The organism is Synechococcus sp. CB0101 (genome assembly GCF_000179235.2).
Taxonomy (GTDB): Bacteria; Cyanobacteriota; Cyanobacteriia; order PCC-6307; family Cyanobiaceae; genus Vulcanococcus.
This window is the reverse complement of record NZ_CP039373.1, coordinates 2,738,137-2,758,627: the sequence shown is the minus strand read 5'-3', so window position 1 is coordinate 2,758,627 and position 20,491 is coordinate 2,738,137. Positions and strand designations below refer to the sequence as shown.

At 66.4% G+C, this 20,491-nt stretch carries 24 protein-coding genes; 11 read left to right on the top strand and 13 right to left on the bottom strand.

All coding sequences use genetic code 11. The features are described from left to right. Positions 1–13: 13 nt before the first annotated feature. The 6 genes from CB0101_RS14990 to CB0101_RS14965 form a co-directional block, all read right to left on the bottom strand. Positions 14–535, bottom strand: a complete 522-nt coding sequence (locus tag CB0101_RS14990; RefSeq protein ID WP_246833787.1) for a diacylglycerol kinase family protein — start codon at positions 533–535, stop codon at positions 14–16. Positions 536–571: 36 nt separating this feature from the next. Beyond that, positions 572–1,141, bottom strand: coding sequence for an rRNA maturation RNase YbeY (gene ybeY / locus CB0101_RS14985; protein WP_010305241.1), 570 nt, complete (start codon positions 1,139–1,141; stop codon positions 572–574). 3 nt (positions 1,142–1,144) lie between these two features. Then, a complete protein-coding gene (locus tag CB0101_RS14980; protein ID WP_010305237.1) occupies positions 1,145–1,351 on the bottom strand; it encodes a DUF3285 domain-containing protein in 207 nt (68 codons plus the stop codon). After that, a protein-coding gene (prfB, locus tag CB0101_RS14975) for a peptide chain release factor 2 (RefSeq protein ID WP_136644194.1) occupies positions 1,344–2,472 on the bottom strand; the annotation gives its coding sequence in 2 pieces (ribosomal slippage) (positions 1,344–2,396 and positions 2,398–2,472; 1,128 coding nt in all). The genes CB0101_RS14980 and prfB overlap by 8 nt, the downstream gene beginning before the upstream one ends. Positions 2,473–2,500: 28 nt before the next feature. After that, complete coding sequence (locus tag CB0101_RS14970; RefSeq protein ID WP_246833786.1) at positions 2,501–3,475, bottom strand: FUSC family protein; 975 nt, start codon at positions 3,473–3,475, stop codon at positions 2,501–2,503. Positions 3,476–3,522: 47 nt separating this feature from the next. Continuing rightward, positions 3,523–4,317: an FUSC family protein gene (locus tag CB0101_RS14965; RefSeq protein ID WP_010305227.1), complete on the bottom strand. Its 795-nt coding sequence runs from the start codon at positions 4,315–4,317 to the stop codon at positions 3,523–3,525. A gap of 50 nt (positions 4,318–4,367) precedes the next feature. Between CB0101_RS14965 and grxC the strand changes: the two genes are divergently transcribed. Then, entirely contained in the window at positions 4,368–4,631 is a 264-nt protein-coding gene (gene grxC / locus CB0101_RS14960) for a glutaredoxin 3 (RefSeq protein WP_010305225.1), read from the top strand. Next, complete coding sequence (gshB, locus tag CB0101_RS14955; RefSeq protein ID WP_010305222.1) at positions 4,628–5,623, top strand: glutathione synthase; 996 nt, start codon at positions 4,628–4,630, stop codon at positions 5,621–5,623. Before grxC ends, gshB begins: the two co-directional genes overlap by 4 nt. 7 nt (positions 5,624–5,630) lie before the next feature. On the opposite strand, the gene CB0101_RS14950 is transcribed toward gshB, so the two are convergent. Then, positions 5,631–6,482, bottom strand: a complete 852-nt coding sequence (locus CB0101_RS14950) for an ion transporter (protein ID WP_010305219.1) — start codon at positions 6,480–6,482, stop codon at positions 5,631–5,633. Beyond that, positions 6,479–7,912, bottom strand: coding sequence for an isochorismate synthase MenF (locus CB0101_RS14945; RefSeq protein WP_010305215.1), 1,434 nt, complete (start codon positions 7,910–7,912; stop codon positions 6,479–6,481). Before CB0101_RS14945 ends, CB0101_RS14950 begins: the two co-directional genes overlap by 4 nt. Before the next feature lie 122 nt (positions 7,913–8,034). Between CB0101_RS14945 and menA the strand changes: the two genes are divergently transcribed. From menA to CB0101_RS14925, 4 genes are read left to right on the top strand one after another with little or no spacing between them, the layout of a single operon-like run. After that, positions 8,035–8,898: a 2-carboxy-1,4-naphthoquinone phytyltransferase gene (gene menA / locus CB0101_RS14940; protein WP_010305213.1), complete on the top strand. Its 864-nt coding sequence runs from the start codon at positions 8,035–8,037 to the stop codon at positions 8,896–8,898. Continuing rightward, positions 8,895–9,872 (top strand): o-succinylbenzoate synthase, encoded by a 978-nt coding sequence (gene menC, locus CB0101_RS14935; RefSeq protein ID WP_010305210.1) that lies wholly within the window; start codon positions 8,895–8,897, stop codon positions 9,870–9,872. Before menA ends, menC begins: the two co-directional genes overlap by 4 nt. Next, positions 9,869–11,101, top strand: coding sequence for an AMP-binding protein (locus CB0101_RS14930; RefSeq protein ID WP_043717134.1), 1,233 nt, complete (start codon positions 9,869–9,871; stop codon positions 11,099–11,101). The genes menC and CB0101_RS14930 overlap by 4 nt, the downstream gene beginning before the upstream one ends. 49 nt (positions 11,102–11,150) lie before the next feature. Continuing rightward, positions 11,151–11,432, top strand: coding sequence for a TM2 domain-containing protein (locus CB0101_RS14925; protein WP_010305205.1), 282 nt, complete (start codon positions 11,151–11,153; stop codon positions 11,430–11,432). Between the two features lie 165 nt (positions 11,433–11,597). Here CB0101_RS14925 and CB0101_RS14920 read toward each other — a convergent pair whose 3' ends face one another. The 3 genes from CB0101_RS14920 to CB0101_RS14910 all read right to left on the bottom strand — a co-directional run bounded on the left by CB0101_RS14920 (position 11,598) and on the right by CB0101_RS14910 (position 13,650). After that, complete coding sequence (locus CB0101_RS14920) at positions 11,598–12,047, bottom strand: thioesterase family protein (protein ID WP_010305202.1); 450 nt, start codon at positions 12,045–12,047, stop codon at positions 11,598–11,600. Further along, positions 12,044–12,358, bottom strand: a complete 315-nt coding sequence (locus tag CB0101_RS14915) for a DUF2752 domain-containing protein (protein WP_010305199.1) — start codon at positions 12,356–12,358, stop codon at positions 12,044–12,046. Before CB0101_RS14915 ends, CB0101_RS14920 begins: the two co-directional genes overlap by 4 nt. Positions 12,359–12,465: 107 nt before the next feature. Then, positions 12,466–13,650, bottom strand: a complete 1,185-nt coding sequence (locus CB0101_RS14910; RefSeq protein ID WP_010305195.1) for an NAD(P)H-quinone oxidoreductase subunit H — start codon at positions 13,648–13,650, stop codon at positions 12,466–12,468. Positions 13,651–13,709: 59 nt separating this feature from the next. Here CB0101_RS14910 and rsmH point away from each other — a divergent pair, with 59 nt between their 5' ends. Both rsmH and CB0101_RS14900 read left to right on the top strand, forming a co-directional pair. Continuing rightward, positions 13,710–14,639, top strand: coding sequence for a 16S rRNA (cytosine(1402)-N(4))-methyltransferase RsmH (rsmH, locus tag CB0101_RS14905; RefSeq protein WP_010305192.1), 930 nt, complete (start codon positions 13,710–13,712; stop codon positions 14,637–14,639). Further along, entirely contained in the window at positions 14,636–15,973 is a 1,338-nt protein-coding gene (locus CB0101_RS14900; RefSeq protein ID WP_010305189.1) for a hypothetical protein, read from the top strand. Before rsmH ends, CB0101_RS14900 begins: the two co-directional genes overlap by 4 nt. Here CB0101_RS14900 and CB0101_RS14895 read toward each other — a convergent pair. Both CB0101_RS14895 and CB0101_RS14890 read right to left on the bottom strand, forming a co-directional pair. After that, positions 15,960–16,730, bottom strand: coding sequence for a hypothetical protein (locus tag CB0101_RS14895; RefSeq protein ID WP_029552797.1), 771 nt, complete (start codon positions 16,728–16,730; stop codon positions 15,960–15,962). The genes CB0101_RS14900 and CB0101_RS14895 overlap by 14 nt on opposite strands. 98 nt (positions 16,731–16,828) lie before the next feature. Further along, positions 16,829–17,977 (bottom strand): cysteine desulfurase family protein, encoded by a 1,149-nt coding sequence (locus tag CB0101_RS14890; RefSeq protein WP_010305183.1) that lies wholly within the window; start codon positions 17,975–17,977, stop codon positions 16,829–16,831. Between CB0101_RS14890 and CB0101_RS14885 the strand changes: the two genes are divergently transcribed. From CB0101_RS14885 to CB0101_RS14875, 3 genes are read left to right on the top strand one after another with little or no spacing between them, the layout of a single operon-like run. Next, entirely contained in the window at positions 17,961–18,566 is a 606-nt protein-coding gene (locus CB0101_RS14885) for a hypothetical protein (RefSeq protein WP_210409959.1), read from the top strand. The two genes, CB0101_RS14890 and CB0101_RS14885, sit on opposite strands and share 17 nt — an antisense overlap. Before the next feature lie 9 nt (positions 18,567–18,575). Then, entirely contained in the window at positions 18,576–19,322 is a 747-nt protein-coding gene (locus CB0101_RS14880; protein WP_010305175.1) for a response regulator transcription factor, read from the top strand. Beyond that, positions 19,315–20,364: an RluA family pseudouridine synthase gene (locus tag CB0101_RS14875; RefSeq protein ID WP_010305171.1), complete on the top strand. Its 1,050-nt coding sequence runs from the start codon at positions 19,315–19,317 to the stop codon at positions 20,362–20,364. Before CB0101_RS14880 ends, CB0101_RS14875 begins: the two co-directional genes overlap by 8 nt. Positions 20,365–20,491 lie beyond the last annotated feature (127 nt).

The window sequence follows — 20,491 nt, the reverse complement described above, 5'->3', positions numbered from 1 at the left end:
GGCCAGGCCCCATTCAAACGCCCAGGCGCGCCAGCAGGGGTGGCAGCAGCAGCAGCACCGCGATCACCAGTGAACTGATGGCCGACACGAGCACGGCGGCGGCGGCGCAGTCCTTGGCGATGCGGGCCAGGGGGTGAAAGCGACGGCCGATCGCCAGATCCACCACCGCTTCGGTGGCGGTGTTGATCAGCTCCAGCACGAGCACCGCCGCCACGGTGAGTACGAGCACCGCCAGCTGCTCGAGCGGCAACTGCAGCCATAGACCGAGGAAGAACACCACAGCTCCCGTCACCACATGGATGCGGAAGTTGCGTTGGCTGCGGAAGCCGTAGATCAGTCCCTGGGCGGCGTAGCGAAAGCTGGAGGGCAGATCACCGGCAACGGCCCAGGCGCCGAGGCGGCGCACCTTGGGTGCTGGGTCGGTGCTGTTCGGCAGGGTGTTAGCGGGTTGATCGAGGCTGGTGCGCATCCCGTCTCGGTTCAGATCGCGCAGCATCGGTCTCCGCTCGGGGCTGGGTTCCTGGGGAACGAGCATGCGCCAAGGCTCCCGCTGCGTGCATCCGGCCGCACCCTACCGCTGGTCGGGGTTGGCGAGTAGTCGTTCCTGCCGGGCCAGCATCAGCGCCAGGCTGGCGTCGTCGGGGTGATCCCAACCCAGCAGGTGCAGCAGACCGTGGGTGGCCAGGAACTGCAGTTCCTCCACCAGGGAATGTCCATGCTCCGGCGCTTGCCGGGCGGCGGTTTCCAGGGAAATCACAATGTCGCCGAGTTCGAGGGCTTCCTCGCCCTCGTCGTCGGGCATCGGGATCGGCGGCGCGTCGTCGAGGCCATCGTCTTGGGCGGCAAAGGCGAGCACGTCGGTGGGACCGCTCTTGCCGCGCCAATCGCCGTTGAGCTCAGCGATTTCGGCATCACCCACCAAGCTCAGCCCCAGGCTGTAGGCCGGTGCCTGCAGCTCCGCCGGTAGCTCTGCCGCCATCTGCTCCAGCCAGTCGCTGATGCGGGTGTGCCAAAGCTCGGCACCCGCCATCGGATCGGCCAGGTCTCCCGCTGCGGCCAGCAGCTCGGCCGCGAGGCTGTCATCGGCCTCGAAGGCAAGATCCAGATCGGGCTTGAGGTCAGCGGCTTCGGTGGATGCCATCGTTCAGCTCCCGGGGAGCTGCGGCCGGCCCAGCCAGGCCACCAGCACGATGAAGCCGACAAACCCCAGGGCGGTCAGGCCGAAGTGGAACAGGCTGAGCTTGCCCTTGCGCACCATGTTGCGCATCGCCAGCTTGGTGAAGCTGGGGTTTTCGCCGCTGGCAGCGGCGGTCGCTTGCGCTGGGGCGGCCTCGTTGATGGGATCACTCATCGCCGCCGCCTCCTGCCACTTCAACGCCTGCGTGCAACAGGCTTTGGATGAAGGGATCGAGATCGCCGTCCATCACGCCTTGCACGTCGGTGGTTTCGTGTTGGGTGCGCAGGTCTTTCACCATTTGGTACGGGTGGAAGACGTAGTTGCGGATCTGGTTGCCCCAGGCCGCTTCCACGATGTCGCCGCGGATGTCGGCGATCTCGGCAGCGCGCTGCTCCTGGGCGATCACCAGCAGCTTGGCCATCAGCAGGGCCATGGCCTTTTCTTTGTTCTGGAGCTGCGAGCGCTCCTGGGTACAACGCACGAACAAGCCGGTGGGGATGTGCAGGATGCGCACGGCCGTTTCCACCTTGTTCACGTTCTGGCCGCCGGCGCCACCGGAGCGTGAGGTGGTGATCTCGAGGTCTTTGTCGGGGATGTCGAGCTTCACCTCCTCCTCGATCTTGGGCATCACCTCCACACCGGCGAAGCTGGTCTGGCGCTTGTCGTTGGCGTTGAACGGTGAGATGCGCACCAGGCGGTGGGTGCCCTTCTCATTGCGCAGGTAGCCGTAGGCGTAGCGACCCTCGATCTCGATCGTGCAGCTCTTGATGCCTGCTTCTTCCCCCTCGCTGAGTTCGTCCACGGTCACCTTCATGCCGTGGTCTTCAGCCCAGCGGGTGTACATGCGCATCAGCATCAGCGCCCAGTCCTGGGCGTCGGTGCCACCGGCACCCGCGTTGATGCTGATCACGGCGCCCTCCTTGTCGTAGGGGCCGCTGAGCAGGCGCTCCAGCTCCCAGCGGTCCAGATCGGACCGCAGCTTCTGCAGGGCTTCGTTGGATTCGCTGAGCAGCTCCTCATCGGGTTCGAGGCCGTAGATCTCCACGGTGGCCTCGGCATCGGCCACGGCGCCTTGCCACTGGGAGAGCTGCTCGAGCTGGGCTTTCACCTCATCGAGCTGGCGCATCTTGGCCTGGGCCTGCTTCTGGTCATCCCAGAAATCGGGCTGGGAGGCCAGTTGTTCGAGGTCCTGCTGGCGTGCTTTCAGTGCAGGAACGTCAAAGACAGTCCTGGGCATTGCCCAGGCGGTCAGTGAGCTCGGAGAGGTCGCGCTTGAAGTCGGTGAGATCGAGCACCGGTGCACTAGGGCAGGATTTTGAGACCCTAGATCAGGGGATCCTGCTGCTTTCTCGCCGGTGATTCGGCCAGTCGCTCAAGGGCATCAGCGAGCAAAAGCAGCCGACTGGCCAGAAACAGCTTGGTCTGTTTCTCCGCATCCTCAGAGGGGGGCTCAGGTCCGCAAGGCTGGAGGAGATCTGTCTCGATCGCCTGGTTCAGTTGGCGGCGAACACGGGGCCATTCGTTTTGCTGCAAGGATGCTTCACGCCCGGTGGCGCGCAGGCGATCGCTGCCCAGGTGCTGCAGGGCTTGTGTTGTTTGCGTTAGAGCGGGTGTCAGGTTGAGCTGGCTCCTGAGCAATCCACTGATGTCCCTGCAGCTGCTCATCACGGTGCTGCAGTGCTGCAGGACTTCTTGGGCCCAGCGAACGTCATCATGCTTGCTGCGTGTCACCGATTGCTCAGCTACGAGCTGGGGGAGGCCTCGGCGCAGGGCATTGCGTTGCTCCCGAAGAGTCAGATAAACCCGATCATTGCCATGAATGTTGTTCATGTTGAGAAGAGCATCAGCCAATGCTTCGGTCCAGCTGCGGCACCGTTCTCTCCAGTTGCTGGCTGAGCGCTGGCTGTACACGCGCTGGGATACAAGCACACCGATCAGAACTCCGAGAATGGTCATCAACGTGCGCCAGAAGGCGTAATCCCACCAGCTGTCCAGATGGTGAAGGAGGCTGCCCGCCACTACATGGCCGCCCACAATGAAGCCATTGTTCAGTCCGGCGGTGAAGCCGAATAGGCGTACAAGAAGTAGGCCGCTAAACACCCGTGCCGGCAGCGGAAGCACCGGAGCGATTCCTGCTGTGATCACAACCGCCAGCAATCCCAGCAGCGTGCCTACGATTCTCTCGCGACCGGCGATGACGCCACCACCAAGATCCGGCTCGAGAACCGTCAGTATTGCGAGGGCGAGAAACAAGCCCTCCGGCAGGCCAATGAAATTCGCGGCTGCAATTGCGAGCATCAAGATGACCCCATTGCGCAGAACCAAGGCCCATTGAGGGGGCATCGTCATGCCACGCCGCCACTGCATTTGAGCTGTCGCAGGGCTTCACTGCATCCATCTGCATCAATGGCTGCCAGCGGCCCCTGGACTCGTTGCCGTGCGACGCCATGGCGCACGGCTCGTTCCAGCCACTCTTGCCGTTGCTGGGATTCAGGAGTGCTGAGCACAGCGGCCTGATCACTTCTCAGCACGACGCTGCGCAGGCTGCAGTGGGAGTCGTATGCGCTGATCAATTCCAGGTCGCGTTGGGCGGGTGCCCGGTTCAGAAGATCTTCCAGTTGGGCGATCAGTGCCAATTCGCTGGATTGCAGTCGCTTCAGCAGAGGACTGAACCAAAACAATCGTTCAACGGCCATGCCGAGCATCAGACCGATCAGATGCCAGCCAGTGCGGTACAGCACATACAGGCCTCCCATGTCCTGGTACCCGGGCACCGCCACCAGCAGCAACGCCATGATCACGCCGTTCATCAAGGTGGCGTCATCCAGTCCCAGACGCCGGCCCAGCAGTTTCACCAGCACATAGCCAATGCCCACGGCGAGCCAGTTGCTGACCGCTTTGATCAGCATCACCACGACGAGGCCACCAAAGACCGTGCCCACGATCCTTGCCTTTGCTGCTTTCAGCGAGGCTTCAGGGGTAGGCAGCAGGCTGCGAGCTACTCCGTAAACCACATAGAAGCCATCGATGCGCAGGGCTGCGTCGCCAGCGCTCAGGTAAAGGCCAGTGGCCAGGAAGCCTGCGAACCCCACCTGCCAAGCGTTGCGGATTTGCTGAGCTGAAAGTGAGCGGAGGGCCATCGCTCCGAAGCATCAGACCCGCATAAGATCCAGGTGATTATGCGGGATTTATGCCGAGCGTCGAGATTTATACCTGGCGACTATGTCCCTTTTGCGTACGGGCCAAGGCACTGCTGGATCGCAAGGGTGTGACCTACACCGAGTACGCCATCGATGGTGATGAGGCGGCCCGAGCTGATATGGCGGCCAAGAGTGGCGGCCGGCGCAGCGTGCCGCAGACCTTCATCAATGGGCAGCACGTGGGTGGCTGCGACGACCTGCATGCCCTCGAGCGCAGCGGCCAGCTCGATGTGCTGCTCGGAGCCACCGCTTGAGCCGGATTGATCTGGGGCGCGAGGCCCAACTGTTTGTGATCGATCCGATCACGCAGCTTCGTCCCACCAAAGATTCCAGCGTGGCGCTGATGCAGGCCGCGCAACGTGCTGGTCAGCAGGTCTGGGTGTGCACGCCAGCTCAGTTGGCGGTGCGTGGCAGCGATCCCGCCCATGAGCCGATGGTGCTGGCCCAACCGATCTGGCTGGCCGAGATTCGTCCCACCGCCAGTGGCTGGGATCTGCCGGACCCCTGGTTTGAGGCCGAGGAGCCCCGCTGGCTGCCGCTGAGCGCGTTCCCGCGGGTGTGGATGCGCAAAGACCCGCCCGTGGATGAGGCTTACCTCTATGCCACCCATCTGCTGGAACTGGCGGAGCGCCAAGGGGTGCGGGTGCTCAACCGCCCTGCCTCGCTGCGGGCCTGGAACGAGAAGCTGGGGGCCCTGCGCTGGAGCTATCTGATGGCTCCGAGCCTGGTGAGCAGCAACGCCGAACAGTTGGCCGGCTTCGCCGCGGATCACGGCGATGTGGTGCTCAAGCCCCTTGGGGGGCGTGCTGGTCAGGGGGTGGTGCGCAGCCATGCCGATGCACCTGGTTTGAAGGCGCTGCTGGAGCTAGTCACCAACCAGCAGACCTTGCCCGTGATGGTGCAGGCCTTCCTGCCAGCGGTGACCGCGGGCGATAAGCGCATCCTGCTGGTGAACGGTGAGCCGCTCGGCGCTGTGAACCGCAAGCCCGCCCCCGGGGAGTTCCGCAGCAACCTGGCGGTGGGTGGTTCACCGGAAGCCACCGAGCTCACGGATCAGGAGCGGCGCATCTGCGCCGAGCTGGCCCCGGCTCTTCAGGCGGAGGGTTTGTTCTTTGTGGGCATCGATGTGATCGATGGCCGCCTCAGCGAGATCAACGTGACCAGCCCCACCGGTGTGCGCGAGGTGGAGCGACTGGGTGGGATCGCCTTGGCCGATCAGACCATCGCGCAACTGCTGAGCAGCTGATCGTGGCTCAGTCGAGGTGAAGCGGCCCGCCGCAGTGCGGGCATTGCTCCTGTGCCTTTGATCCTTCCGTTTGGTGGCGCTGCTGGCGGTGTGCCTCCTGGAGGCTGGCCGTCACGATTCCGGTGGGCACCGCAATGATGCTGTAGCCCAGCAGCATCACCAGCGAGGCCACGAAGCGGCCCAGGGTGGTGACGGGAGCGACATCGCCGTAGCCCACGGTGGTGATCGTGACCACCGCCCAATAGATGCCCACCGGAATGCTGGTGAAGCCGCTGCGTTCCCCTTCGATCACGTACATCAACGTGCCGATCAGCACCACCAGCGCCACGATCGTGAGCAGAAACACGCTGATCTTGCGCCGACTGGCCACCAGGGCCTGACGCAGCACCTCGGCCTCATCGAGATACGAGCCCAGCTTGAGGATCCGGAACACCCGAAGGAGCCGCAGCACCCGCACGATCAGCAGCGATTGCCCGGCCGGGATGCCCAGGGTGAGCAGCGGCGGCAGGCTCGAAACCAAGTCCACCAGGCCGAAGAAGCTGCGGGCATAGGACCAGGGCTGCCGGCTGCAGAGCAGTCGCAGCAGGTATTCGAGGCTGAACAGGCTGGAGAACAGCAGTTCCAGGGCCTCGAACACACTGCGGTGTTGGCCGCGCAGCCGTGGATCGCTCTCCAACGCCACCAGCAGCACGCTGAGCACGATGGCGATCAGCAGCGCCAGATCAAAGCGCTTCCCAGCTGGGGTGTCGGATTCAAAGATCACCCGCTCCAGCTGCGCACGCCCCACCGCATTGCGGATCGCCAGGGCGACGACCATCAGCCCGGCCAGGAGCCCGAGTCCGGCGCTGAACGCGTTCACGGGGTGGCGTTGCTGGGGTGCAGCCGGGGCAGATCCAGTTGCTGCTGCAGCACGCCCAGCTTCAGGGCCACTTCCGCCAGCTCTCGTTCCACGGCTGAGCCACGCACTAGGCCGGCACCGGCCGTGAGCTCAAGCCGTTGGCCCTGCAGGCTGCCGCTCCGAATCGCCACCCGTAGCTCGGTGTCGCCTTCGCTGTCGATCCAGCCGATGGGGGCTGCGTAGTAACCCCGCTCAAACGGCTCCAGGCTGCGCAGGGCAGCCATCGCCTCACGCCTGGGTAGCCCCGCCACGGCGGGCGTGGGATGCAGCGCTGCCGCCACGGCCAGTGGCTGTTGCTCTCCCAGGGCTGCCGTGATCGGTGTGTGCAGATGCACCAGTTGCCCGTGGCGGGCGAGGCGCGGATGGCGGGGGCGCCGGGGCGTGAGCCCGCTGTGCTGGAGCACTTCGGTGATCGCTTCCACCACCAGCTCGTGCTCGCGGCGGTCTTTGTCGGAGTGGAGGAGCTGGTCGGCGTTGGCGCCCACCGGTGCCGTGCCGGCCAGGGCATCACTGCGCAGCTGGCCCTGGCGCACGGTGAGCAGCCGCTCGGGGGAGGCGCCCAGCAGGGCGGGGCCATCGGCCTGCTGCCAGAGGAAGCGGCAGCTGCCGGGTTGGCGTTGACGCAGCTGAGCGAGCAGCAGCAGCGGATCGAGCGGTTGGGCCAGCTGCAGCTGTTGGCGCACCGCCAGCACCAGCTTGCGGAGGTTGCCGGCCTCCACCAGCTCTAGCCCCCGTTCCACCACAGAGCGGTAGCCCTCCTGCCAGGGGGAGCTGCTCACGATGGCGGGGCCTGGCTGATCGCCGGCATCGGCGCTGGGATCGGCGGGGAGTTGCGCCAGCCGCTCGGCTTGCTCCCACAGTTCCTCGGCCAGGGAGCGGGCGCTCACCTCGCCGCCCAGGGTGCGCTGCAGGCGCAGCCAGCAATGGCGGCCCTGGCGGCTCAGCTGCCAGCGGGGCAGCACCGCTTGCACCCCAGGCACGCCATCCCCCTCCTGCAAGGGGCTATCGAAGAAGGAGAAGGCCAGCAGCACCCGTGGCCGTGCCAGCGGCGGGCAGGCTTGCGGTGCCGCCAGGCGCCCCAGGCTCACGGCGCTGAAGCGCTGGGCGAGTTCAAAGCGGCGCGGGCCACTCAGCTCGAGGCTGTTGCAGCGGCCGCTGGCGGCCAGGCACAGGCCCGGGGCACTGTCCCAGAGGAAGCGAAAGCGCTCGCCTTGATCCAGTTGGCTCAGCAGCGCCATTGGGTCGCGGCCCGTCAGGGGCAGCGCCAGGCTGAGCACGCCTTCTCCCTCCAGCTGGCGGGCGCCTTCGGCGGCTGCCGCCAGCAGATCGCTGAAGCTGGTTGTGACGCTGGATGGAGCCTGCACCCGGAACGGGCAGAAGCGGCTGCTCAAATGTATGGGCCTTCTTGCGTCGCCAGTTGCCCCTGCCCGCGTCCGAGCCTCAGGTCGTCGCAAGCCTTCACGCCGATCCGGCTCAGCGGCGGCGCCTGTGGAAAGCGGCGATCAAGTGGCCGATGTATTCGGTGGCGGTGATGCCCGTGCTGCTGGCCGCCGGGTGGCGGGCCGGGCAGGGGTTGGTGGTGCGCCTCGATCAGCTGCTGCTGTTTCTGCTGGCAGCGGTGTTGCTGCTGGCCTGGGAAAACCTCGCCAACGATGTCTTCGATGCCGACACCGGCGTCGACACCCACGGCAAACCCCATTCGGTGGTCAACCTCACGGGCCGGCGCGATCGCGTGTCGCTGCTGGCCAACGGTGCGCTGCTGTTGGGGCTGGTGCTCATGGCCCTGGTGGCGCTCCGCAGCAGTTCTGCCGTGCTGGCCCTGGTGCTCGCCTGCTGTGGCATTGGTTATGCCTATCAAGGCCCGCCGCTGCGCCTGGGTTACCGGGGCCTTGGTGAGCCTCTCTGCTGGATTGCCTTTGGGCCGCTGGCCACCGCTGCCGCACTGCTGGCCCTGGCCCCCGCCGGAGATGTCGGGGTGCCCTGGCGGGTGGCATTGGAGCTTGGCGGTGGCCCGGCCCTGGCGACCACCCTCGTGCTGTTCTGCTCCCACTTCCATCAAGTGGAGGAAGACGCAGCCCATGGCAAGCGCTCCCCCGTGGTGCGCCTGGGCACTGGAGCGGCCGCAGGCTTGATCCCCTGGTTTGTGGCGGCTGCCCTGGCCCTGGAGTGGGCGCCGGTGCTGGTGCGGCAATGGCCGCTCACGGCCCTGCTGGGGGCCATCGGGCTGCCGCCTGCCCAGGCGCTGATCCGTTTGCTGCGTCAGCACCACCGCGAACCGGAACGGATCGTGGGCAGCAAGTTTTTAGCCCTGCGCTTCCAGGCCCTCAATGGCCTGGGCTTGGCGGTGGGCCTGGCCCTGGGGCGCTGGTTGGGATGAGCGCTGAGGGCCTGCTGCAGCTGAGCTGGCGGCCCTATCGCTTCGTGTTGCCGCGCAGCCTGATCACCAGCCGCGGCGCGTTGGTGGAACGCTCCGGTTGGCTGCTGCGCTTGGAAGCCTCGGATGGTGCCCTGGGCTGGGGTGAGGCGGCGGCGCCGTTGTTGGGGGAGTCGCCGGCACACCTGGCCGCGGCGTTGGAGAGGCTGCCGCCTGTTCTCAGGCGTGACGACCTAGAGCAACGGATCTCTGCATTGCCGGCGGCGTTCGCCTGTGCCGTTGGCATGGCGCTGGCGGAACTGGATGGCGGCTGGGCTGCGGCTCCGGAGAACGGGCTTCGGGTGCCTGCATCGGCCTGGCTGCTGCCGGCCGGAGAGTTGGCCCTCGATGCGCTCGATCGGGTGCTGGCGGATCAGCGGGGCGAGCTCACCTTCAAGTGGAAAGTGGCCGCCGCCGCTGATGCGCTGGAGTGCGGCGTGCTCGAGCAGCTGCTGCAGCGGCTGCCCACTTCGGCCCGCTTGCGTCTGGATGCCAATGGCGGCTGGGATCCGGCCACCGCCCAGCGCTGGGCCGATCGCCTTCGCGATGAACCGCGGCTGCAGTGGCTGGAGCAACCACTGGCACCAGCGGCTTGGGCAGAGCTGCTGCGCTTGGCGGCCCGCGTGCCTGTGGCGCTGGATGAATCGTTGCCCCATCTTCAACCTGAGCAGCAGGTCGCCTGGCCGGGCTGGTTGGTGCGCCGGCCCCTGCAGGAGGCCGATCCCCGGCCGTTGCTGGCGCAGTTGCAGGCGGGCCTGCCCCGGCAGATGATCAGCACAGCCTTTGAAACCGGGATCGGCCGGCGCTTTGTGGAACAGCTGGCGGCCCTGCAAGCTCAAGGCCCCACACCCGTGGCTCCAGGCTTCGCCCCGGGATGGCGGCCTCATGGAGAGTTGTTCGCCGTCGATGCCCAGCGGGTGTGGGAGGCCGCGGCATGAGCCAACCCCTGCTGTTGGTGGCCGGTGCTGATCGGGTTGGGCTTGCCGACACCCTGCAGCAGGCCTGGCAGCAGGGCCAAACCGTGGCGATCGCAGCGCCTGAGGAAGCGGAGCTGCTGCGAGCTGCCTTGCCAGAGGTGATCGATCCCGCGTGGGGGCCGGCGGTGGTGCTGGGCACCGGTGGCAGCAGCGGTGGCCGGCGCTGGTGTTTGCAGCCGCTTGCCCACTTGCAAGTGGCGGTGGCGGGCACGGCCCAGTGGCTGGAGGGTCTTGGGTTCCCCCTTGGGCAGCTGGAACTGTTCAATCCCCTGCCGCTGCATCACGTGAGTGGTCTGATGCCGCTGCTGCGGGCCAGGGCTTGGGGGGCTGAGCTGCGCTGGCTCTCTCCTGAGCTGATGCGTGATCCTGAGCAGTTGTTGGCAACCGCCAGCCCTCGATCCGCGGAGCGGGCCGTGCTCTCGCTGGTGCCCACGCAGTTGCAGCGCTTGCTGGAGGCGCCAGCGGGGATTCGCTGGTTGGAGCGTTTTGCCCTGATCTGGGTGGGTGGTGCGGCCTTGCATTCGGCTCTGGCCCAGCGTTGCCGCGATCGGAAGATTCGGCTGGCACCTTGCTACGGGAGCACCGAAACCGGCGCGATGGTGATGGCGCTGGCGCCGCAACGGTTTCTGGCGGGCGTAGATGGCTGCGGAGCTGGGCTACCGCACGTGCAGTTGCGCTCTGACCCCAGCAGTGGTGCCTTGCAGATTCAGGCCGGCAGCCTGGCTGGGGGTGTGTTTCAGAACGGGGTGCTGGAACCACTCCCCCGCACGCAGGGCTGGTGGAGCAGTGGCGATCGCGCCGAGTGGGTGGCGGAGAGTTGGCAGGTTCTCGGGCGTCTGGATGGAGCGATCCAGAGCGGCGGCGAAACCGTGTTCCCGGAGCAGGTGGAGCAGCGTTTGCTGGAGCTGGCCAGAGCTCAGGAGCTGCCGCTGCTGGATCTGCTCCTGTTGCCGGAGCCGGATGCGCTCTGGGGGGCACGGCTGGTGGCGCTGGTGAAGCCGGCTGCTGGTGCAGGCACAGCGGCAGCGGGGTTGCTGCAGAGCCTTCAGGGCTTGGCGCTCAGCCTGCCGCCAAGCCAACGGCCGCGGCGTTGGTTGCTTTGCGGGGCGTTGGAGCGCAATCCGCTGGGGAAGTGGGAGCGCGGGCGTTGGAGCCGTTGGCTGCTCACGCCGCCGCCCCCCAATCCCTGACAAGCCCCGTTCGGATCGCTACAAGCGGGGGGTAGCGGCCTGTGGGTGGATGAGCAACGGCGACTGGAGTGCCCTGGATCTCACCGAGGTGAGCAACAAAAAGCTGGCGGCTGGCCTGCTGGGGATCTTTCTCGGATCCTTCGGACTCCACAAATTCGTGTTGGGTTACACGAAGGCCGGCCTGATCATGCTGTTGCTCACCGTGCTCACCTGCGGTGTGGCGGGGTTTGTGATGGGATTGATCGGGGTGATTGAAGGGGTGATCTACCTCACCCAAACGCCCCAGGAGTTCAAGGCCACCTATCTCGATGGGCGCAAAGAATGGTTCTGAACCGTTCGCTGAATCGGCTGCCCGCTCTGCTGCTGCTGGTGGCTGGAGCGGTGAGTGTGGGGGCCTGGGGATCTATGCCTCACGAGGGTTTTCATCCCTTCGCCCTGCTCACAGCTCTGTTGCCGTTGCAGTTGGCGGCCGTGTTTTGGTGCATTCAGGCGTCGTCTACAGCGGCTGCACGCCCCCCTTCAGTGCTGAGGCCTCCAACCAGCGGTTGATGGCAGCCGGGAGCTCCCGCCGCTCCCGCTGCCCGGTGCTGATGGCCAGGTGGCGGGTGAGTCCCTGCGCCACAGCCGTGCCATTGCTGCTGAATCGGTAGTGGATCTCAAAGCTGCCGGGATCGAGGCGGCGTGGCTCCAGGGCAATCGCCAGGGGGGCGCCGCACACCAGCGGTTTGAAGAAATCAGCGCTGCAATGCACGATCGGCAGGGCGATTTCTGGGCACGATCCCGGCTGGGGGAACACCTCAGCTGCCGCGATGCCAAAGCGCTCCAGGCTCTCTTCGTAGGCCTCGTGGCACCAGTGCAGCAGCTGCGGGAAGTGCATTACGCCGGCGGCATCCGTGTCGCCGAAGCGCACGGTGCGGCAGAGCAGGAGCCAGCTGTCGGGATTCATGGTGGGAAGGCTTGCAGGCCAGTGAAGCTGAGGCCGAGGCGCACCGCCCAGTAGGCGAGGAGAGCCCCGGCGCCCCACCCCAAGGTGCCTGCGCGCAACGGGAAGGGCAGCAGTTCACGCCGTTGGATGGCGAGGACCGACCAGCCCACCAGCCCCGCCGCTGCGATCGGGCCGAAGGCATGCCAGTGGAGTGACTCAGACAGGTTGCCTGTGAGCGCTGCGCTGGTGGCGCGGGTGAGAAAGCAGGTGGGGCAAGGGATGCCTGTGAGCCCCCTCAGAGGGCAGTCCCAGCCTGGGAGGCTTGGATGCAATCCCTTGAGCCAGAGGTGGCCCGTGAAGCCGGCTGGGAGCAGCCAGCCGGCGTGTTGAAGGCGGCGCAGGAATCGGTTCAGAGCAATCGATCAGGCAGCAGAGCTGATCAACGATCCACCGAACCCATGATCACGTCGATCGAGCCGAGGATCGCCATGATGTCGGCCACCTTCGCCCCCTTGAGAATGTGGGGAAGGATCTGCAGGTTGTTGAAATCGGCGGCGCGGATCTTGAAGCGCCAGGGAGTCACGTCGTCGTTGCCCTGGATGAACACGCCGATCTCACCCTTGCCGGATTCGAGGCGGGTGTAGAGCTCACCGCCGGGAATCTTGAAGGTGGGCGCCACTTTCTTGGCCACGATTTGATAATCGAAGCCGGCGAATTCACTGGTTTTGCCCTCAGCCATGCGGCGGGCTTCCAGGTGCTCGGTGGGGCCGCCGGGGATCATCGCGCAGGCCTGGCGCAGGATCTTGAGCGACTGACGCATTTCCTCGATCCGCACCCGGTACCGGGCGAAGCAGTCGCCTTCCTTCTCCCAGGCCACATCCCAGTCGAAGTCGTCGTAGCACTCGTAGTGATCCACCTTGCGCAGATCCCAGGGCACCCCTGAGGCGCGCAGCATCGGCCCCGAGAGGCTCCAGTTGATCGCCTGTTCGCGGGTGATCGTGCCCAGACCCTCAATCCGCTTGCGGAAGATCGGGTTGTTGGTGATCAGCTTTTCGTATTCATCGATCTTGGGGCCGAACCAATCGCAGAAGTCGAGGCACTTCTCCAGCCAGCCGTAGGGCAGATCCGCCGCTACACCGCCGATGCGGAAGTAGTTGTTGTTGATCAGGCGTTGGCCGGTAGCCGCTTCCCAGAGGTCGTAGATCATCTCCCGCTCACGGAAGATGTAGAAGAACGGTGTCTGGGCGCCTACGTCCGCCAGGAAGGGGCCAAGCCAGAGCAGGTGGTTGGCGATGCGGTTGAGCTCCAGCATCAACACGCGGATGTAACTGGCGCGCTTGGGCACCGGCACATCGGCCAGGCGTTCGGGTGCATTCACCACGATTGCCTCGTAGAACATGCCGGCCGCATAGTCCATGCGGCTCACGTAGGGCACGAACATCACGTTCGTGCGGTTCTCGGCAATCTTCTCCATGCCGCGGTGGAGGTAGCCGATCACCGGCTCGCAATCCACCACGTCCTCACCGTCGAGGGTCACCACGAGCCGCAGCACCCCGTGCATTGAGGGGTGGTGCGGCCCGAAGTTGACCACCATCGGCTCCGTGCGCGTTTCCAGCTGCGTCATGGGGCCGAGGGGGATGGGCTCGCTGGCGGGATCTTAGGAAGGAAGGGCCGCTGCTTCTGTTGCTGCGCTTGGGCGATCCGCCGGATTCCGCCACGTTTGATCACGTTCCGGTGCTGGCGGAGCCGGTGCTGGCTGGTTTTGCCGAGCTTGAGGGGCTGCTGGATCAGCGCGGCGAGGGAGTGCTGATCGACTGCACCTTGGGTGGCGGGGGGCACAGTGCCTTGCTGCTGGAGGCCCATCCACGCCTGCGCCTGATCGGCCTAGATCAAGATCCAACCGCCCGTGCTGCAGCTGCCCAGCGGCTCGCGCCCTTCGGCGATCGGGTGGAGATCGTGGCCACCAACTTCGCCACTTACACCCCTGCAGAGCCTGTGGTGGCGGTGCTGGCGGATTTGGGCGTGAGCAGCCCTCAGCTCGATGTCGCGGAGCGGGGATTCAGCTTCCGTTTGGATGGCCCGCTCGACATGCGGATGAATCCCGATGCCGGTGAAACCGCGGCAGCGCTGATCGATCGGCTCGATGAAACCGAGCTGGCTGATCTGATTTATGCCTATGGCGAGGAGCGCCTGTCGCGCCGCATCGCCCGCCGGATCAAGCACGACTTGGCGGAGCAGGGGGCTTACGGCGGCACCGCCGCCCTGGCCTATGCCGTGGCCGGTTGCTACCCCCCCAAGGCGCGGCGCGGCCGCATCCATCCCGCCACGCGCACCTTTCAGGCCCTGCGGATCGCCGTGAACGATGAGCTGGGGGTGCTCGACCGATTGCTGTCCAGCGCACCTGATTGGTTGGTGCCAGGTGGACTCTTTGGCGTGATCAGCTTCCACTCCCTGGAAGACCGCCGTGTGAAAACCGCCTTTGTGAGCGATGAGCGGTTGCAGCGGATCACCCGTAAAGCGGTGATGGCCACGACTGAGGAGGAGGAACGCAACCCCCGCAGCCGGAGTGCGCGCTTGCGCCTGGCCCACCGCCGCTGCACGATCGAGGGGTGACCCAGGCTCTCCTGCTGTCGCCGGATTTTCTTGAACCCCTGTCCTCCGAACAGCGGAAGCAGGCGGAGGCCGTGGCTGCCGCCTGGATGGGATATCTGCCGGGGATGGAGCTGGCCACTGCTGCCGCCTCTGCGGCGCCCGAGTGGCCGCAGCTCAGATTGCTGGCTGCTCTTGTGGCGCTCACAGGGCAGACGCCCGAAGCCAGGGCAGAGGCCGCCTCACAGCTACAGGCCGCCGGCGACGGGCTGCAGCAGCTGGATCGCTGGGGGCAGGGTCTGCTGGAGGCTGCTCAGCTTTGGTACCGCGGGGAGCTGGGTTGGGCGCTGCGTCGGTTGGAGCTGCTGCTGCTGGAGGCTCCGCAGGCCGTGTTTCCGCTCAAGGTTGCCGAGTGGGTCTGTTACTTGCGCGGGCAGGAGAGCCATGGCCCACGGCTTCTCGAATTGGCGAGTTGGTGTCGTGAGCACCATCCGGAACAGCCTGATGTTTTGGCGATTGAGGCCTTTGCTCTGGAGCTTTGTGGGTGCTTGCCTCAGGCGGAGCGGTGTGCTCATGAAGCGGTTGAGCAGCGTTCTCTTAATCCCTGGGCTGATCACGCTTTGATGCATAGCCTCCAGCGTCGGGGAGCGCTGGATCAGGCGTTGCAATGGGCTGAGCAGCGCCATGGCAGTTGGCAGGCTGCGGCGTGGCCCATGGCCCTGCATAACCACTGGCACCGTTCACTTCTATGGCTGGAAGCCGCGGAGGATCGCTTGGCTTGGCGTCAGTGGCTGGCCGTGGCAGGCCATGTCACCCCGACGCTGGGCACCGGCGAAGCGCTCGATTGGATCGCGTTGGCATGCCGACTCGAGCTCGCCGGCCCAGAGCGCTGGCCGGTGGTGCTGAATCCAATCTGGCGGCAGTTGGCTGATGGCATCGCCGATCGATGCCATCAGCCGGAGGCACCGTTGATCGCTGTGCAGTACGCCTGGTGTCTAGCCCGCGCCGAGCCAAGGGCCAACCAGGCAGAAGCCCTAGCTGCCCTGCGCCGCGGGGTGGCGATGCAGGCTCAGTCCGTTGGCTGGTGCTGGCGGCCAGCCGCTGTTGATTTGGTGGAGGCTGCGATCGCCCTGGCCCGAGGCCAGCATCAACAGGCTTTGGATCGATTGGAGCCCCTGCAGGGTTGGTTCGCGCTGGCAGGGGGAAGCGACGCTCAGGCCCTGCTTCTCCACCAGATGCTGTTGGTGGCCGCTCGGCGCAGCGGCCGAGATGCGCTCGCGGACCAGATCGCGGCGCGGCTGCGGGCAGATCGCCCCTCGCTCACGCCGCTGGATCGCGTCTGGATCAGCCGTTGCTGAGGATGCCGGTGTGGTCTTGGCTGCCGAATAGCTGGCGGTAGGCCGCGGTGCTGATGCAGATCACCACCGGGAAGATCACGAACAGTCCGCCGTAGCTGAACAGGGCGGCCACGGCGTGGATCACGCTTTCCACGATCCCCAGCCACAGCACCACCCACCAGCTGGGGTTCACACCGCTCACGCCGGCTTGCAGGGTTTCCACAGGACGCTTCACACCGAACAGCGACAGCTGCAGCAGGAACTTCTGAGAGATCAGGAACCAGATGTAGAAGATGCCGAACACGATCACCGGAATCACGGTGAGGGTGGTGTTGAGCGCATTCAGGCCGGTGCCGATCAGCGCGGCCACCAAGCCCACCACGCCCAGCACGATCGCCAGCAGGATGGCTGAACCGAGCAGGCGGCCGCTGGCGGCCCCATCCCAGCGGGTGAAGTTGCGGAAGGAAGGGCGCTGGCCATCGAGGCTCATCCAGGCGCAGCGGGTGATGCCCACCACGCCCCAGAGGCCCACGATCACGTAGCCGATGGCGCCCACCACCACGGCGATGCCGGCGGCCACCGGGTGCAGGAAGGTCAGTTCACCACTGTTGAGGCGCAGCAGGCCCCCCAGCAGCAGCGCACCGAAGGGCACCAGGATCAAGGTGACGAGCACCTGGAACAGCAAAAAAGGCCAGGGGGCACGGCAAAAGGCCTGCCAGCCGTCTTCGACAGCACGCAGCACCTGCAGCTTGTTGGTGCCGGGGGTCGGCAGGCTCATCAGCACAAGGCAATTGCCTGGAAGGTAGCGATCGCTGCAGCGCCCGCCCAGCTTTTGTTGCACTAAGCGTTCAGTGTGAACGGTTTGAGGCGGGGCTCTCAGCGCTGGCGTAAGTCCGTCACGGCGGCCCGCACCAGGGCAGCAGCGTTGTCGATGTCGGTCGGGCTGGTGTGGCGGCCCAGGCCGAAGCGCAGCGCCGCCGCTGCCTGCTGGCGGCTGAGCCCCAGGGCCTGCAGCACGTGGGACGGTTCGCCGCTGCTGCAAGCGGAGCCGCTGCTGATCGCCAGGTGAGGCCGCAGCCGCCGTTGCAGGGCACTGCCCTCCACCCCCTCGATCCAGACATTCAGGTTGTGGGCCAGCCGCGGTGCCGGGGCGCCATTGCGCTGGATGCCGCCCAGCTCCTGCAGCTGTTGCCAGAGGCGCTCCCGCAGCGCTTCAAGCCTCTCGGCCCGTGCCGCTTGGTCGGTTAGGGCGAGCTCGAGCGCTGTCGCCAGCCCCACGATCAGCGGCACCGGCAAACTGCCGGCCCGCAGGCCCTGCTCCTGGCTGCCGCCATGCAGTTGTGGCGCCAGGGTCACCCCCGGGGCCACCACCAGGGCACCGATGCCCTTGGGGCCATAGAGCTTGTGAGCGCTCAGGCTGAGCAGATCGATCCCAAGCTCCGCCGGCCGCACCGGGATGTGGCCCACGGCTTGGGCGCCGTCGCAATGGAAGCGGATTCCCTGGGATCGACAGAGCTCGGCGATGGCCGCGATCGGTTGCAGCACCCCGATTTCGTTGTTGGCCGCCATCACGCTCACCAGCAGGGTGCTGGGCCGCAGCGCTTGGCGGAGCTGCTCGAGATCCACCAGCCCCGAGGCGGGCACCGCCAGTTCGGTGAGTTCAAAACCGTGGCGGCTCAGGTAGCGCAGCGGATCGAGCACGGCGCGGTGCTCGGTGCTGAGGCAGAGCAGGTGGCGCCGCGCGCCGCCAGCCTGCAGCTCCGCTTCGGCCAGGCCCTTCAGGGCCAGGTTGTTGGCCTCGGTGGCGCCGCTGGTGAACACCACCGCTGCGGGCTCCACCCCCAGGGCACCGGCGATTTGACCTCGGGCCTGCTCCACCGCCGCTGCCGCCAGCAGACCGGGCCGGTGGCTGCGGCTGGCGGGATTCGCGAACTGCGCAGTCCACCAAGGCGCCATCGCCTCCACCACCGCCGGCTCGCACGGGGTGGTGGCCTGGTGATCCAGGTAGATGACGGGATCGGCCATGGCCCCCCATGCTGGCAAGCAGCGTGCTGTGGTCGCCCTGATGGCTGATGCGTTCCCGCGGATCTGGCGCCGTTTCGCCGTGGGCGGCGGGCTGCTGCTCGGCCTTGCCGCCGCTCCCGCCGTCGCGCAGACCTCCCTCGGGGCTCCAGACCCCAGCAACCCGCACCGCAGTGCCACCGATCAGCGACCCGCCGATTTGGTGTTGCTGCGCGAATGGACCACGATGCAAGGGGCGTTTGCCATCGGTGTGCACAACGCCAAGCCCGATCCGCGGGATGCTTCGGCCCGCACGATTGTGGTGTGGGTGGAAGCTCCCGGTGATGTGAAGTTGGCGGTGGATACGTTGCGTTGCAGCCCGGAGGCGCCGATGCGGCTCACCCGCAGGGGCCGCGATCTGCTGATCAAGGAGCTCAATCCCGGCGGCACCATCACCGAGGCCAATCGGCTCGATCACCAGATCTGGTGGGCGGCCTGCTTCCCGGAACAGGCCGGCAAGGATCCCGCCACGCTCCAGGCCACAGCCCGTCAGCTCGGTTACTCGGGTCAGTTGCGTGAGCAGCAGCAGGTGCTCCCTGGCAACCCTCGATAGATTGCGGCCATGAGCCTCGAACCCGAATCCCAGGCCCCCGAGCAGGCCGAAGCCGCCGCTCCCCAGCCCCCGGCCCGGCTGCTGCTGGTGGACGATGAACCCGGGCTACGCACCGCCGTGCAGGCCTATCTGGAGGATGAGGGCTTCCAGGTGACCACCGCCGTGGATGGGGAAGACGGCTGGGCCAAGGCCCAGGAGCTGCTGCCAGACCTGGTGATCAGCGACGTGATGATGCCCCGCCTCGATGGCTATGGGCTGCTGCGCAAGCTGCGCGATGACGAGCGCCTCGGCGGCACGCCGGTGATCTTCCTCACCGCCAAGGGCATGACGGCCGATCGCATCGAGGGCTTCCAGGCCGGCTGCGACGACTACATCCCCAAGCCGTTCGACCCTGATGAGCTGGTGGCCCGCGTGCGCAACGTGGTGCGTCGTCAGGAGCGCTTGCTGCAGGAAGCGGCTCGCTTCGCTGATGCCGACATCGGTCAGATGGCCAAGCAGATCACCGAGATCCGCTCCCTGTTGGCCACGGGCGGCAGCAAGAAGCAAAGCGCTGCGGTGAAGCACGAGTTCACCCCGCGGGAAGCCTCGGTGCTGCAGCTCGTGGCGGAGGGAATGATGAACAAGGAGATCGCCAGGCGCCTGGAAACCTCCATCCGCAATGTGGAGAAATACGTGAGCCGCCTGTTCACCAAAACCGGCACCGCCAGCCGCACCGAGTTGGTGCGCTACGCCCTCGAACACGGCCTGGTTGAGTAGCGCCGAGCTTCCGCGCGAAGACTGGCTACCGGCTGCCTTCAATGGCGGCCACGCCTACCGCGATCGCATCAGCGCGGCATCCCCGAGCGTTGTTGCTTTCTACGCCGGGCGCTACACCCATTCAGATCGGGCGCTGTGGAGCGAGCGCCTTGCCGCCGGTGAGGTGTGGCGTAACGGCCAGCCGCTCCTGGCCGATGCGCCCCTCTCAGCCGGGGATCGGTTGGTGTGGCATCGGCCGCCCTGGCTGGAGCCTGCCGTGCCGGTGCTGAACGAGGCCTCGGTCGTGTTCGACGACGGCGATCTACTGGTGCTCAACAAACCCAGCGGCTTGCCGGTGCTGCCCGCCGGAGGCTTCCTGGAGCACACGCTGCTGGCGCAGTTGCAGGGCTGGGCACCGGAAGCTCGCCCGGTGCACCGGCTGGGGCGCTTCACCTCAGGGCTGTTGGTGTGCGCGCGTCGTGCCGAGAGCCGCGCTTGGCTGAGCGCCCAGTTGCGCGAGAGCACCGCGGCGGCTCAGCCGCATGGCGATCAGGAATACTTCGGCGCCGAGGAGCATCCCCACTCCGGGTGCCTCAAGATCTACCGCGCCCTCACGCAGCCGTTGCCAGCGGACTGGCAAGTCGGTGAATCCCGCGACGTGACCACCGCGATCGGCCGGCGTCCCCATCCGCTGTTGGGGGAGATCTGGTGCGCCGCAGATGTCTCCCCCAGAGCTGCGTTGCCCTCCCGCAGTTGCTTCACCCTGCTGGAGCGCCGGCCGGAGAGCTGTCTGGTTGAGGTGGCGATTGCCACGGGCCGCCCGCATCAGATCCGCATTCATGCCGCTGCGATCGGGGCACCGTTGGAGGGCGACCCGTTGTATCGCGCCGGTGGTCGTGCGGATCCGCAGGTGCTGCCTGGTGACGGCGGATATCTTCTGCATGCCTGTCGCTTCGTGTTGCGACCTCCGGCGCGTGCACCGCTGCACCTGGAGGCGCCGCCGCCGCTGCCTCTGCGGATCACACCCGGCACCACGACGATCCTGGGATTTACCGAGGCTTAATCCCTCGTGGTTAGACCTGTGTGAGCCGTCCGATCCCCATGCGCCGTTGTCTTGCCCCGCTGGTGGCTTGCTCGTTGTTCACCGTCACGGCCTGTTCCACGTCGCAGGGCTTGCGGAGTGGTCTGGA

Coding starts and splice junctions, on each gene's coding strand:
- CB0101_RS14880 (WP_010305175.1), top strand. CDS start 18,576: ATGAGCCTCGAACCCGAATCCCAGGCCCCCGAGCAGGCCGAAGCCGCC.
- CB0101_RS14990 (WP_246833787.1), bottom strand. CDS start 535: ATGCTCGTTCCCCAGGAACCCAGCCCCGAGCGGAGACCGATGCTGCGC.
- CB0101_RS14885 (WP_210409959.1), top strand. CDS start 17,961: ATGACGGGATCGGCCATGGCCCCCCATGCTGGCAAGCAGCGTGCTGTG.
- CB0101_RS14925 (WP_010305205.1), top strand. CDS start 11,151: ATGAGCAACGGCGACTGGAGTGCCCTGGATCTCACCGAGGTGAGCAAC.
- CB0101_RS14890 (WP_010305183.1), bottom strand. CDS start 17,977: ATGGCCGATCCCGTCATCTACCTGGATCACCAGGCCACCACCCCGTGC.
- CB0101_RS14980 (WP_010305237.1), bottom strand. CDS start 1,351: ATGAGTGATCCCATCAACGAGGCCGCCCCAGCGCAAGCGACCGCCGCT.
- CB0101_RS14970 (WP_246833786.1), bottom strand. CDS start 3,475: ATGCTCGCAATTGCAGCCGCGAATTTCATTGGCCTGCCGGAGGGCTTG.
- menC (WP_010305210.1), top strand. CDS start 8,895: ATGAGCGCTGAGGGCCTGCTGCAGCTGAGCTGGCGGCCCTATCGCTTC.
- CB0101_RS14910 (WP_010305195.1), bottom strand. CDS start 13,650: ATGACGCAGCTGGAAACGCGCACGGAGCCGATGGTGGTCAACTTCGGG.
- CB0101_RS14930 (WP_043717134.1), top strand. CDS start 9,869: ATGAGCCAACCCCTGCTGTTGGTGGCCGGTGCTGATCGGGTTGGGCTT.
- ybeY (WP_010305241.1), bottom strand. CDS start 1,141: ATGGCATCCACCGAAGCCGCTGACCTCAAGCCCGATCTGGATCTTGCC.
- CB0101_RS14895 (WP_029552797.1), bottom strand. CDS start 16,730: ATGAGCCTGCCGACCCCCGGCACCAACAAGCTGCAGGTGCTGCGTGCT.
- CB0101_RS14965 (WP_010305227.1), bottom strand. CDS start 4,317: ATGGCCCTCCGCTCACTTTCAGCTCAGCAAATCCGCAACGCTTGGCAG.
- CB0101_RS14920 (WP_010305202.1), bottom strand. CDS start 12,047: ATGAATCCCGACAGCTGGCTCCTGCTCTGCCGCACCGTGCGCTTCGGC.
- grxC (WP_010305225.1), top strand. CDS start 4,368: ATGCCGAGCGTCGAGATTTATACCTGGCGACTATGTCCCTTTTGCGTA.
- menA (WP_010305213.1), top strand. CDS start 8,035: ATGTATTCGGTGGCGGTGATGCCCGTGCTGCTGGCCGCCGGGTGGCGG.